The organism is Pseudomonas sp. GL_103, assembly GCF_057835175.1.
Genome location: NZ_CM174420.1, coordinates 3,903,492 through 3,917,688 on the forward strand (window position 1 = coordinate 3,903,492; position 14,197 = coordinate 3,917,688).

The 14,197-nt window shown below is 55.9% G+C and carries 9 protein-coding genes and 1 pseudogene; all 10 read right to left on the reverse strand.

Going from position 1 to position 14,197, the window contains the following annotated elements; genetic code table 11:
- Positions 1-2: 2 nt before the first annotated feature.
- Positions 3-890, reverse strand: coding sequence for a hypothetical protein (locus tag AC3IP0_RS17525; RefSeq protein WP_489325479.1), 888 nt, complete (start codon positions 888-890; stop codon positions 3-5).
- 150 nt (positions 891-1,040) lie between these two features.
- A complete protein-coding gene (locus AC3IP0_RS17530; RefSeq protein ID WP_489325481.1) occupies positions 1,041-1,532 on the reverse strand; it encodes an SMI1/KNR4 family protein in 492 nt (163 codons plus the stop codon).
- A 13-nt stretch (positions 1,533-1,545) separates the two neighbouring features.
- Positions 1,546-2,997 (reverse strand): annotated as a pseudogene (locus AC3IP0_RS17535) (RHS repeat-associated core domain-containing protein); the annotation flags it as partial.
- A gap of 191 nt (positions 2,998-3,188) precedes the next feature.
- Positions 3,189-3,668 (reverse strand): hypothetical protein, encoded by a 480-nt coding sequence (locus tag AC3IP0_RS17540; protein WP_489325482.1) that lies wholly within the window; start codon positions 3,666-3,668, stop codon positions 3,189-3,191.
- Positions 3,662-6,088: an RHS repeat-associated core domain-containing protein gene (locus AC3IP0_RS17545; protein WP_489325484.1), complete on the reverse strand. Its 2,427-nt coding sequence runs from the start codon at positions 6,086-6,088 to the stop codon at positions 3,662-3,664. Before AC3IP0_RS17545 ends, AC3IP0_RS17540 begins: the two co-directional genes overlap by 7 nt.
- A gap of 255 nt (positions 6,089-6,343) precedes the next feature.
- Positions 6,344-6,967, reverse strand: coding sequence for an Imm43 family immunity protein (locus AC3IP0_RS17550; RefSeq protein WP_489316347.1), 624 nt, complete (start codon positions 6,965-6,967; stop codon positions 6,344-6,346).
- 17 nt (positions 6,968-6,984) lie between these two features.
- On the reverse strand, positions 6,985-11,202 hold the full coding sequence (locus AC3IP0_RS17555; RefSeq protein WP_489325485.1) for an RHS repeat-associated core domain-containing protein: 4,218 nt from the start codon (positions 11,200-11,202) through the stop codon (positions 6,985-6,987).
- 5 nt (positions 11,203-11,207) lie between these two features.
- Positions 11,208-11,675 carry a DcrB-related protein gene (locus AC3IP0_RS17560; protein WP_489325487.1) on the reverse strand — a complete coding sequence of 156 codons (468 nt, stop codon included), beginning with the start codon at positions 11,673-11,675 and terminating at the stop codon, positions 11,208-11,210.
- A 37-nt stretch (positions 11,676-11,712) separates the two neighbouring features.
- Complete coding sequence (locus AC3IP0_RS17565) at positions 11,713-12,294, reverse strand: hypothetical protein (RefSeq protein WP_489325488.1); 582 nt, start codon at positions 12,292-12,294, stop codon at positions 11,713-11,715.
- A gap of 12 nt (positions 12,295-12,306) precedes the next feature.
- Complete coding sequence (locus AC3IP0_RS17570) at positions 12,307-14,160, reverse strand: type VI secretion system Vgr family protein (RefSeq protein ID WP_489316350.1); 1,854 nt, start codon at positions 14,158-14,160, stop codon at positions 12,307-12,309.
- Positions 14,161-14,197 lie beyond the last annotated feature (37 nt).

Below are 14,197 nucleotides of genomic sequence, written 5' to 3' on the forward strand. Positions count from 1 at the left end.
CCTCAGGCCAGGCTCTCGACAGTCTCACCGCTGCTTGCCCGTTGAGCATCCAGCAGCACATCCAGCGTCGTGAGGAACAGGTCATGGCTCATGATGCCGGTGCACACCGTCGATAGAATCTGATTCCCCGCCTCGTCTTTTAGAGTGACCTTCTCACTCCAGGCATTTAAATCGACTGAAGAAAGGGCCGATACCGGGACTTTACGTCCGTCAACTTCCAGAAACTCGCGTGTCACAATAATTGTTTGTGTGACGACATTCAGGAAGTCCCCCGCGATCCGTTTACGCCAAACCTGCCCGGTCGGCACATACTTGAAAGTCACTGCAGCGCCAGACTCAAGCTTGTTCATCACAACCGGCAAACGCTCGCGGACGTGCAACTCACGCACCAACTGCTGAAAATCCTGAAAGCCTTTCAGCGACTCGATAATGCGATGAAATGGCTCACTTTCATTACGCCGATACGCCAGGTTAGTGATCAGCCCGGTGAATGCCGCCTGCCCCGAGCCGAACAGATACAGGTCTTCCATTTCAGCAAACGCCGTAAATTGTTGCTGCTTTCCACTGACAGCAACAATGCCGTGCTCGTAAACCTCATAATGGGTCCCGCGCAACTTCTTCTGCCACGTATAAAGCCCGAACAGGACCACCGAAATGACGACCAGCAAGCCACTGACGGAATAGATCAGCAACTGCGGGCTGGAACCACGACTGGTGTTCGCCCCGGAACTGGCCACCGGCAGTATGGTACCCAAGTACAGCACAAATCCCGCCAGGCACAACAAGACGATTGCGAACAAGAGCATGAAAACCAGAAAGCCTTTGCCGTGGCGGAAGGTGGAGATCAGTTGACCTGTCACCGTTGGAGCGGTTGTGGGTGATTGCTGCATAAGACGGTTACTTCCCTAGTAGTTGGTTTTAAATAACACCGTATTCCAGATGGGTTTTAGTGAATAAGCGGAAAACGACAATCGTTGTCCGCCTCGCTGCTCAGGCCAACAAGTCCCCAATCACAGCTCATATGACCCTCAAATTTGAATTTACAGATCAATCTCTGATTCGTCTTTTAGACCCTCAACAAAAGCGGCAAACGAACTTGCAAGCCATCGATAGGCTTTTGCATGATTAGCGGCAAAACTGCTATCCGAATCAAAGGAATCAGTTGCGTAAAAACATACATTGCCATCGGTCAAATCCAGACAGAAAAAGTTACCACCATCATCAATTGCAAACGGCAGCAAGGTGTTAGGTATCACCTTCTTGGAAACCATCACAGTAAAACAACCGTTCAAATACTTAGTTTCAGCTGCATCCAATGCACCACTAGCCGCAACTGCTTTAAATTTTTTTACTCGGATAGGCTCATATTCATCTCCACTATCCCACCAATCTCTATCTGCAACTCCACCGTTATGAGTCAGATAAAAAACCTTGAAACTTTCAGGTAACGTATGCCCGATTTCGTTTTCCAGCGACTCTAGATCAGAGCTAGCCACTTTCGGATCGGATTTCGACATCTGCAATGCAACCATCTTTGGCTCCTTACTAACAAGTTGTGGAGGCGGCCTTAGGGGCTCGCCCTTTCAGCCAGCCCTTAGAATTCGATATGCCCACAGCATCAGCATTGCCATATGACCCAGAGGGTAGGCCGAAATGCTTTTCAAACTGAGCAACGGAGCCGCCATGTGGAAACGTCGCTTCATGTGCTGCAGTTTTTACTAACTGCATAGTGGTCTTACCGGTTTTCGGATCAAAGTCATCAACGTGATGCCAAGTATAATCATCGGCTGCCGAAGCTTTAATACCTGCCTCTTTGTAGGCTTGAGTGAAGTCCCGCCCTCTCGCACCCTGCATTGTGATTGAAACGATATTTTTTTGATTGCCGGTCACAGGAAACAAATCAGGGGACCCCGTAAAATCAACCCCCTTGAAAGCCCAGCCCCACGGGTCAATCCATACGTTCGCATTAGGGGCGTAACGGTAAAGGTTGAGCCCTCCATCCAACCCAATCGGATCCTGCGTAACAAACCGCCCCACCTCCGGATCGTAATACCGAAACGTGTTGTAGTGCAGCCCCATCTCATCGTCAAAATACTGCCCCTGAAACCGCAGATTCTGTTCGACTTCGTTTACGTCCAGTCTCTCAACCGAACCCCACGCCTTGTACGTCGCCTGCCAGACAATGCTCCCGTCCGCGTCCGTCATCTCCAGCGGCGTACCAATCTGGTCGGTATGGAAGTAGTAAAGCTTCTGCTCTTCACCTTCTGCCTGATCCACCCGCGCCAACGGCGCATAACTGCCCGGCTCATAGAGGTACAAACTGCTCTGCCCCGGACGCTCCTCACGCAACATCCGCAAGCCTTGCCACAAAAAGTGCTTCTGCTCGGTTTTACCCTTGACCTCTGAAACCTTGGCAACCCGCCGCCCCAGGCTGTCATACCGATACGCACCGGTACTTTCCAGCTTGCCGTTGACCAGCGTCTCGGCCCGCACCAACCGATTTTCACAGTCATAACGGAACGTCTGCAGCTTGCCCATGCCGCTGCGTTTTTCAATCAGGTTGCCCCACGCATCGTAGGCATATTCCTGATCCCGCCAGCGCTTGAGGCGGTTGTCCTTGACGTGGTCAAACTGGCTGGTGTTGAAGTTCAACCGGTTCGCCGCGGCGTCGTAGCGGAATTCTTCGCTGTCGATCAACTGGCCCGTGTCGCGGCTGTGCAACTGGCCGTTGGCTTCGTATTCGTACTTGATCTCGCCGCGCAGTTTGTCGAGGGTGCGGGTCAGTTCGCCGGCCGGGTCGTACTGGTGACGGCGGTGGATCGGGTTGTAGGCGTGCTCGACCAGCAGGTCGGGCTGGATGCCGGGGTTGTGCAGGCGCGAGAGTTTTTCCGCCGGCAGGCGCGAGGCGAACTGCCAGCTCTTGCGGCCCATGGCGTCGTAGCCGAAGCAACTGGTGAGCGTGCCCTGGGTGCGTAGGACTTCGCGGTGCAGGTCGTCGAACTATGAGCTCGCCGTCGAGGTTGAAAGTACGCGACTGTCTAAGTCACGCCCATTCATCTAGTCGCCCTCTCACTGCTATTTCAGTAGATTCGCCTCTATCAGTTGCGTCGGCACTCCCGCCCCCCAAGGATCGTGCTTATTTATCTAAAATAACGACACCTCAGCAGATAAATTTATAAGCGCACGAGTCACCCGACACTCTCACAGAATTTAATTACTTGTTTAGAATAAGCATTTGCCTTAGGAATTTTTGACTCTTTTAGGTATTTCTGCAGAAACTCCACTCCTTTACGAGCGAGTAAAAATTCAATTGCATTAGCTAACAAAAAACCTGGCGCATAACCTTTGCTAACGATATTTGAATCTTTATCCTCTTCACTCGGCTCTTCACCAACCGGATACTCCTGCTCGTCAGGTAAGCCATTTAACGCCCTATGCTTTTTAACTGAGTAGGCCTTCAACTCACTGGAGCACTGAGAAATTAAGAATTCAATTTCATCACCGCTCAGCCCGGACCTAGTAATTGCAGCAGCGTCCAAGCGCGCGAACACATCCTCATAGTTCGCCATAACAGCAATACCTAAAGCCTTCTTTAATTCTTCGACCGAATCTCTATAACCCTGGGAGCTGATTATTTTTTTCGCGACACCCAAACTTTCACCTACCATACATCAACCCCTTTCACTACTCTAATCAGATCTGAACCGACATGTCTAAATGCATCTACAGCTTCATGCTCCCACGGAGTTAATGAGAGTAAATTCGAAGTCTCATGAACACCGGCACCACCGACCCGCTGTGGAATATCATTATGATGAAGCTCCATTGCGACATCTTTTCTCGTAACTTCAAACGTTTTGCGATTCATGACTTCCACGGTCATTCTAGGAGCTTTACCTTCGGCCATATTAGCCAAATTGGCGGGTGAATATACTTGACTCGGTGCTTTAGCCTCCGCTTTCCAATAATTCTTTCTTGCCGAACTCCAGCACTCCCATCCCCATGGGTCAATCCACCCAGTAGGACTAGGTACGTAGCGATAGAGATTACTACCCCCATCCAACCCAATCGGATTCTGCGTTACAAACCGCCCCACCTGCGGATCGTAATACCGAAACGTGTTGTAGTGCAGCCCCGTCTCGTCGTCGAAATACTGCCCCTGAAACCGCAGGTTCTGCACGATGTCATTGACCGCCAGCTTTTCAACCGCCCCCCACGCCTTGTACGTCGCCTGCCAGACAATGCTCCCGTCCGCGTCAGTCATCTCCAGCGGCGTACCAATCTGGTCGGTATGGAAGTAGTAAAGCTTCTGCTCTTCACCTTCTGCCTGATCCACCCGCGCCAAGGGTGCATAACTCCCCGGCTCATAGAGGTACAGACTGCTCTGCCCCGGACGCTCCTCACGCAGCATCCTCAGGCCTTGCCACAAAAAGTGCTTCTGCTCGGTCTTGCCCTTGACCTCTGAAACCTTGGCAACCCGCCGCCCCAGGCTGTCATACCGATACGCACCGGTACTTTCCAGCTTGCCATTGACCAACGTCTCGGCCCGCACCAAGCGATTTTCACAGTCATAACGAAACGTCTGCAGCTTGCCCATGCCGCTGCGTTTTTCAATCAGGTTGCCCCACGCATCGTAGGCATATTCCTGATCCCGCCAGTGCTTGAGGCGGTTGTCCTTGACGTGGTCAAACTGGCTGGTGTTGAAGTTCAACCGGTTCGTCGCGGCGTCGTAGCGGAATTCTTCGCTGTCGATCAACTGCCCCGTGTCGCGGCTGTGCAACTGGCCGTTGGCTTCGTATTCGTACTTGATCTCACCGCGCAGTTTGTCGAGGGTGCGGGTCAGTTCGCCGGCCGGGTCGTACTGGTGACGGCGGTGGATCGGGTTGTAGGCGTGCTCCACCAGCAGGTCGGGCTGGATGCCGGGGTTGTGCAGGCGCGAGAGTTTTTCCGCCGGCAGGCGCGAGGCGAACTGCCAGCTCTTGCGGCCCATGGCGTCGTAGCCAAAGCAGCTGGTGAGCGTGCCCTGGGTGCGCAGGACTTCGCGGTGCAGGTCGTCGCGCTCGATGTCGCTGATGAGCTGGCCGTCGAGGTTGAGTTGGTGCAGGTGGCCACTGCCGTAATACAAGTGATTGAGGTGTTGGCCGGTGGGCAACGTCAGGGTGGTGAGGTTGCTCAGTGGATCGTATTCGTAGGACAAGGCGCCTTGCGGCGTCGTCTCCTGGACCAGCCTGCCGAGCAGGTCGTAGGAGAATTCGAGCGTTTCTTCGCTGACGCCAATTTGCTTGCCCTGCGCGGTCGGCAGGCGCTGGATCGACAGCAGGCGGTCGCTGTCGTCATACAGGTAATTCTGACGGGCATCGGCATTGAGTTTGGCCAGTAGCCGACCAATGCTGTCGCGCTCGAATTCGGTGCGCCGTTGTGGCCGCTCGCCACGTTCACCGTAGCCGGTTTCATCGACCTGGGTCAGATGCCCGCCGAGGTTGTAGCTGAAGCGACGGGTCAGGTTGTCGATGCGTTTTTCTTCGATCAACCGGTCGGACGCATCGTAGGCGAACTGGTACGCCGCGTTGTTTTCGTTGATCAGCGCGGTCAGGCGAATCGCCGGGTCGTATTCGTAGCGGATGCGCTGGCCCTTGGCGTCCTGGCGGCTGCTCGGCAGGCCGCGGGCGGTGCGTAGCAGCCGGGTGGTCTGGCCTTTGCCGTCGGTGTGCGTCAGCACCTGGCCGAGGGCGTTGTAGGTGAAGGACTCGGCGCTGCCGTCCGGATGATGGATGCGCAGTACTTCGCCATCGGGCTTGCGTTCCAGCGTGGTGGTCTGACCCAGCGCGTCGGTGACGGCGACCAGATGCTGGCGCTCGTCAAAGCGGTAGGTGGTGTTTTTACCCGAGCAATCCTGGAAGCGCTCGACCTGGGCCAGGGTGTTCCACCACAGGTATTTGGACTTGCGGGTCGCGTCGATGATGGTGTGCGGCAGGCCGTCATCGCCGTTGAGGTATTCGGTGGTGTGGCCGAGGGCATCGACTTCGGCGATGAGGTTGCCCTTGTCGTCGTAGCGCGCTTGCCAGGTGCTGCCGTCGGGGTAATCCACCTGTGTGACCAGCGGGGTCAGGTGGTGATAGCGGTATTTGATCGCGCGCCCGAGCGGGTCGGTGCCCCGTGTGCTGCGTGCTTTATTGTTCGCAATAACAGTGTAAACATTAGAGGCCGAGTTATTATCTCAGCCCCTCCGAAAACCAACTTATTAAAGAACGCCGCAACCAATTAGGAGCCAGCCACTGTCAAAAGCCGCCTTTAGATGCACACTCTCCAAACCTAATTACCACCAAGAAAAAACCACCTAACACTAAAAATCTAATTTTGCATCATACACCAACTCAGACAATGGCATTAACATCACACCCTTCATATCAAGTCTAATAATTTTCTCTCCAAGTTCGGCTGAAAAAACATACTCCTCTCTCAGCATCTCAGAAGAAATAAAAAAATCTAAATCACAAACGTCTTTTTTTATACTAATATCGGATATTGTGTCAAAAATCACTCTACCTGGATGAAACACATCCTCTTCTGGATCTTTAGTAACCGGATCAAGCCGTAACTCGTATTTCGATTTTTCCATATCCAAAATCTTATGAATTTCTCTACTACGCACCAAATAGTATTTTTTTGATGAAACTGGGGAGACTTTACTCTCCTGATGGAGTCGAATCTCCCTGACATCCACAACGCCACAATTAGATGATTTAATCAATGCAAGAAAATCACCGGAACAAATAAATTCACTACCAAAATAAAAGAAGTCCGTCGCCACAGCTTTATGTTGTGCGTAAAAATCTAGAATCGCGCCTTCAGGTGGAAATTTATCATCCTCAAAATTATTTGAGTTCCAATTATACCCAACCAACTCTCCGTAAACCCCTCCTTCCGGACAACCGCTTTCACCACCTTTATAGGTAATCGCAAACATGATTTTCTCCATAGCACTTAGCATAGTCGCCCCTTCGCATTAATAGGGACATTTTTCGCTAAAATATTAGAACGCCATTTGTTCTGGATAGATTTTAACCCCAACGCCAGATCCATATCCGACAATCGGCCAGCTCTAAATGCAGTATTGAGCTTACTCACATCGCTTTCAACCAGAGCACTGTAATCTACGTGATTACTCCAGTGCCCGGGGAGATCGAGTGTTTTTGCCAATTCTTTTGTTCGTGGCAGTTCGATACCGTTTGAGGCACCATCAGGCGTAAACCCTATCGATTTCGCTTTATCAAACATTTGCGGGTATTTCTTCATTACCTCTTCTGGAATGATATGGTGAGCAGCATGCATATCTCCAGTGCGCATTCCTAGCTCTACACGCAAATCAGCACTTGATAATCCTTGCGGGTCAATCCAGCCCATTGAGTTAGGAACGTAGTGATAAAGGTTTCCACCGCCCAACAACCCAATCGGATCCTGCGTAACAAACCGCCCCACCTGCGGATCGTAATACCGAAACGTGTTGTAGTGCAGCCCCGTCTCGTCGTCGAAATACTGCCCCTGAAACCGCAGGTTCTGCACGATGTCATTGACCGCCAGCTTTTCAACCGCCCCCCACGCCTTGTACGTCGCCTGCCAGACAATGCTCCCGTCCGCGTCAGTCATCTCCAGCGGCGTACCAATCTGGTCGGTATGGAAGTAGTAAAGCTTCTGCTCTTCACCTTCTGCCTGATCCACCCGCGCCAAGGGTGCATAACTCCCCGGCTCATAGAGGTACAGACTGCTCTGCCCCGGACGCTCCTCACGCAGCATCCTCAGGCCTTGCCACAAAAAGTGCTTCTGCTCGGTCTTGCCCTTGACCTCTGAAACCTTGGCAACCCGCCGCCCCAGGCTGTCATACCGATACGCACCGGTACTTTCCAGCTTGCCATTGACCAACGTCTCGGCCCGCACCAAGCGATTTTCACAGTCATAACGAAACGTCTGCAGCTTGCCCATGCCGCTGCGTTTTTCAATCAGGTTGCCCCACGCATCGTAGGCATATTCCTGATCCCGCCAGTGCTTGAGGCGGTTGTCCTTGACGTGGTCAAACTGGCTGGTGTTGAAGTTCAACCGGTTCGTCGCGGCGTCGTAGCGGAATTCTTCGCTGTCGATCAACTGCCCCGTGTCGCGGCTGTGCAACTGGCCGTTGGCTTCGTATTCGTACTTGATCTCACCGCGCAGTTTGTCGAGGGTGCGGGTCAGTTCGCCGGCCGGGTCGTACTGGTGACGGCGGTGGATCGGGTTGTAGGCGTGCTCCACCAGCAGGTCGGGCTGGATGCCGGGGTTGTGCAGGCGCGAGAGTTTTTCCGCCGGCAGGCGCGAGGCGAACTGCCAGCTCTTGCGGCCCATGGCGTCGTAGCCAAAGCAGCTGGTGAGCGTGCCCTGGGTGCGCAGGACTTCGCGGTGCAGGTCGTCGCGCTCGATGTCGCTGATGAGCTGGCCGTCGAGGTTGAGTTGGTGCAGGTGGCCACTGCCGTAATACAAGTGATTGAGGTGTTGGCCGGTGGGCAACGTCAGGGTGGTGAGGTTGCTCAGTGGATCGTATTCGTAGGACAAGGCGCCTTGCGGCGTCGTCTCCTGGACCAGCCTGCCGAGCAGGTCGTAGGAGAATTCGAGCGTTTCTTCGCTGACGCCAATTTGCTTGCCCTGCGCGGTCGGCAGGCGCTGGATCGACAGCAGGCGGTCGCTGTCGTCATACAGGTAATTCTGACGGGCATCGGCATTGAGTTTGGCCAGTAGCCGACCAATGCTGTCGCGCTCGAATTCGGTGCGCCGTTGTGGCCGCTCGCCACGTTCACCGTAGCCGGTTTCATCGACCTGGGTCAGATGCCCGCCGAGGTTGTAGCTGAAGCGACGGGTCAGGTTGTCGATGCGTTTTTCTTCGATCAACCGGTCGGACGCATCGTAGGCGAACTGGTACGCCGCGTTGTTTTCGTTGATCAGCGCGGTCAGGCGAATCGCCGGGTCGTATTCGTAGCGGATGCGCTGGCCCTTGGCGTCCTGGCGGCTGCTCGGCAGGCCGCGGGCGGTGCGTAGCAGCCGGGTGGTCTGGCCTTTGCCGTCGGTGTGCGTCAGCACCTGGCCGAGGGCGTTGTAGGTGAAGGACTCGGCGCTGCCGTCCGGATGATGGATGCGCAGTACTTCGCCATCGGGCTTGCGTTCCAGCGTGGTGGTCTGACCCAGCGCGTCGGTGACGGCGACCAGATGCTGGCGCTCGTCAAAGCGGTAGGTGGTGTTTTTACCCGAGCAATCCTGGAAGCGCTCGACCTGGGCCAGGGTGTTCCACCACAGGTATTTGGACTTGCGGGTCGCGTCGATGATGGTGTGCGGCAGGCCGTCATCGCCGTTGAGGTATTCGGTGGTGTGGCCGAGGGCATCGACTTCGGCGATGAGGTTGCCCTTGTCGTCGTAGCGCGCTTGCCAGGTGCTGCCGTCGGGGTAATCCACCTGGGAGACCAGCGGGGTCAGGTGGTGATAGCGGTATTTGATCGCGCGCCCGAGCGGGTCGGTCTCTTCGAGCAGGCGTGAGTACTCGTCGTATTTGAGCTGGAGCCTGTTGCCGTCGGGCAATGTCAGGCCAGTCATGTTGCCGGTGTCATCGATGTCGATGACGTAGTGCTCGCCGCCGAAGTCGCGGCTGGCGGTGACGCGATGATCGGCGTTGTAGTGAATCTCGGCTTCGCGCCCGAGAACGTCGGTGACTTGTGTGGTGCGCGCTTTGATGTCGTAGCGGAACTGGAAGCGCTCGCCATCGCTGGTCCAGTGTTCCACTACGCGTTGCTGGCCGTCGAGGTGTTCCCAGCGGTAGTTGCAGGTCAGGCCCAGGGCGTTGCTATGGCTGGCCATCACGCCGTCGATGTAGCTGAAACGGCGCAGCGAATCGCCATTGCGGTTGATGACTTCAGCGAGCTGGCCGTTATCGTCGTAGCGGTACTGCACCAGGGTTTCAACGGCCTCGTTGTCGACCACGCGTCTGACGTCGGTCAGGCGGCCCAGCGGGTTGTCGTAATGCAGGTGTACCCGCACGCCACCGGTGGCGCTGATGTCGGTGAGCGTGCCTTCGGCGGTGTGGGTGAAATGCAGGAAGTGGCCCAGGGCGTTTTCGATGCGTTGCAGCGGTACCGGGATGTTGTCGTCCGCGACTTCGCCGAAGTAGAAAAACGTATTGTCGAGGGTTTGCAGCAGGTAGTGGCCGCCCTCGGTGCAGACCAGATGCACCTGTTCATGGGGGTTGTAGATGCGCTCCCCCGGCTGCACGTCCACGAACGGAACGCTGCGCCCCTGATTGTCGGTGAGGTAAACGAAGGCGCCACTGCGACGCAGGCTTTGCTCCCAGGGCAAGACCCAGCCCTTGCCGAGCACGCTGTCTACAGTCAGGTCGCTGGCATAGAAGCGGGACCATTGGATCGGCATCAGGCCCGGCAGGCTGAAGTCGGTTTCGTCGGTAATGACCTTGCGGCCCGTAGTGGCGTCGACAGGATTGCCGATCAAGCCTCCCACTGCACGCTCGATGGCCGGCCCCACGACATAACGCGAGGCAACCTCACCGGCGACGAACCCGGCGGTGAATTTCAGTGCGCAGGGCATGACGGCTTTCATGCCGGCCTGGGTCCCCGCCTTGATCAATTGGGCGATACCACCGGCCGCACCGGCGACCGCCATGAGGATGTCGACCGTGGTCCGCAGCCAACCGGGGATCTCGTCGTCCACTGGCAGATAGCGGTGGGTCCCGCCACCGATGAAGACATTGTCCGAACCGCTGGAGAGTGTCGCGCCGCAGGTCATCTTGTCGCCCTTGCGGGCGGCGGCCGTGCCGTTGATGAAGACGTTGGTCGAGCCTTCGGCGACCTTTACCGGACCGGGATGCTTGTCGCAGGCGCCCGTACTTTTTTCGACATGGGCAGCCTTGCGGCTGTTGATGAAGACGTTGGGCGACGCGGTGACGATGGTCCCCGCAGGTGAAGAAAACATACTGCCTATCTTCTCCCCGGCCGCGGTGAGCAGGCTACCTCCGACGCCTGCCAGTAAACCTGCCAACAAAGCCACGCCAAACCCACAGGTGAACGTCGCGATCGCCACCGTGGCAATCAGCGCAATACCGAGCGCCGCGCCGATGAGAAACCCGCCCAGGGCGCTGGTATGCGACAGTTCATCGCCAAACCTTGCGGCTTCGAACATGGCCGTTACTCCTGCGCGCTGGAGTCGGTCTTGGGGCCGCCGGGCTGGCGAGGCTGAAAGCTCGCCAGCAGGTCAATCCAGTTCTGGTTCTGCTCGCTGCTGAAGTCAGCCTGGGCTGTGGTGGAAAAAATGATCGCGCGTCCAGGCTCGATCAGAAACGCCGCCTGGCGCTGATAGAAGGGTCGGCCATCGGTCATGTAATACGCATCGATCTGCACGCCCTCGATCGGCGCCGTGGTCGACAATGCAACGGCCTTCTTGCCCAGCAGCGTATAGCCGCGCAGCTTGGACGCGAGCATCTTGATCTGACGCTCGACGTAGGCTTTGAGCGCCTCGCCGGGCAGCAAAGTGTCCCGAGAAATGGTGATGCTCAACGGCGCTGGAATACTCGCCCCCAACACAAACATGTTTACCGTGCGGTCCTGAAAACCTTGCGGCAACACGATGCTGCCTTCCTGCAACTCATAATCCATTTTGGGTAACTTCCTTGAATCAAAAAAAATCAGGCGTTCAGCGGCCGGCAAGACCGTCGAGCATGCCGTCAAAATCAACCAGCCACAGACTGAGCGCGGGCCGGGCCGGATCAATCTCGCAAGCAATACTCAGCCATTGCGCATCGTCACGCCCGGCGACAGGTACCAGGGCACCGACAAGGCGCGCGTGACGTTCGGCATGACCGGACTTGAAATGCAGGTCCACCGACTTCGCCGCACTGCCGGCCACGCTGACATCGCGCTGACGGATGATGCGCACGTCCGGATGGTCCTTGCGAAACCCCTGCACCGACGCTTCGAAAAGCTGCTCCAGGGTCTGCCCCTGTTGCACATCACGACGCTTGATCGTCAGGCTGACCGGCTCGCCCTGGTGTTCGAGGGTGGTCTGGACCTCGCGGAAATTGAACCCCGTCGGGAACGCCAGGTTGAAGCCACCGAAGCTGAAACTGCTGGGCGTGTCTTGCAGCGCCACCACAGGTTCGGGTTCGGGTTCCGGCTCGGGTTCAATGACCGGCGCGTTCTGTAGCTCAACGCGTGCAGCTTCCTCCTGCGCCATGCGCTTTTCGGAAATCCGATCGTAGAGGCTGGTTCTGATCATGGCGCCGCTACCTCAGTCATTGACCCTAACCTCGGAGCCGGTGATCTGTGTCGTGCCGGTGCTCGTCGTGGTGATCGCCTTGCCTTTGATCTCGATGCCGTCCGGCGTGAGGGTGATGCTGCTGTCCCCCACCTGAAGAATGATGTGCTGATTGGCACTGACCTGAATGAACTGGTTATCGACCTGAATCGTCAGCGAGCCTTCCTGGACATTCATCACCGTGTCTTTCTTGATCGTTTCGGTGTGCGTGCCACCGACCTTGATCGTGCGGTTGCTACCGACGGTGTGGATTTCATCGACCTCGATCTCGGTGTCCATGTTGCGCTCGGCATGCATGATGATCTGCTCGGCACCGGCCTTGTCTTCGAAGCGAAAGAAGTTCGCCGTACCGCCGTCACCCTTCATCGACCGCGTCAAAAACCCGCTCTGGGTCTTGTTCGCCGGCAACGACCACGGCGGGGTGTTCTGGCTGTTGTAGAGGCTGCCCATGACCAGTGGGCGGTCTGGATCTCCATCAAGAAAAGCCACGACCACCTCGTCGCCAACGCGAGGGATCAAGACACTGCCGAAACCGCCACTGGCACCGGACTGCGCGACACGGACCCAGCAGGAACTCTTGTCGTTGAACTCGCCGTAGCGGTCCCAGTGGAACTGCACTTTTACCCGGCCGAGTTCGTCAGTGTAGATTTCCTCTCCCGGCGGGCCGACGACAATGGCAGTTTGCGGGCCGGAAATCGTTGGCGTCAGAGTGTCGAGCTGCGGTCGGAACTTGATTTTCTTGCGTACGCAAAAGAAGTTGTTCGCATAACCCGCCTGCCCGCCCGAAAGATAATTATTGCTGCCCCGGTGCTGAATGCTCATCAACAAAAACTGGCGATCTTCGACTGAGCCACTGTCGTGTTCATAGTGCTGTGTGAGTTCGAATGTGTAGCCGGGGCGCATCGCCCGGCAGTTGCTAGCACCGGAAAACTCCTTGCCTTTGAGTTCCAGTGCCTCGATTCGATTGCGCACCAGCACTTCGCCGTCGTCGTAGTTTCCATGGGTGTACTGCCCCATGAAATCGTAAATCTCGTAAACCGGTACATCACCCTGCTGATTGAGACTGTTCATGGCCACTGGCAGACGGTTTTGAGGCTGACGGTAGTCGAAGGTCTGAACCGCTATCTTGCTCGACTGTAGCTCCCGTTCTGCGTTCCAGTGGGTGATCGAATCCGCTGTTTCAGTAATGGACGCCGTATGAAAACGCACTTGCGGCTGCTCTGGTAGCGCGGGCAACTGCGTTGAATCATCCATGATGATCAACGTGTGACTATCGGCGGTGTGCTCGAAGTAAAAGAACAGTCCTTCGTGCTCCAGCAGGCGCGTCACGAAATGGCGATCACTTTCCCGATATTGAGTGATGTAACTATGGGGTTTGAGCGTGCGGTTGATGCGAAACTCGAACTTGGCCAGCCCTTCATAACGACTGAACACCTTGGTAATCACTTGTTCGACCGTTTGGTCCTGGAAAATCTGCGAGTCGAACCGCTGCTCAAGCAAACTGAGCCAGGAACCAATCAGCGCCGAATAACGACACATTCCACCGTCGCTGCCATTACTGCCGAATCGCAGTACATGCCCGTTGATGTATCGACTTGCGCCCGTGGCCAGTTCGATCTCGATCGTCGCCGACTGCCCCATGGCGGTCTTGAGCTTTACGCTGGCATCATCAGACAACAGGTCCAACTGGAAGCCGAACTCCATCGACAAGCCTTCATGCCCGACGAAGGACTCAAGCAGGAGCTCCTGGCCACTTTTAAGCGGCATATTCAGTTTGAACAGGCGCCGGTTCTGCGCGGTAAACAGTGATGAAAGGTCCATTGTCATGTGTAACTCCTGGAAATCAATGTTCGGGCTACTGCCG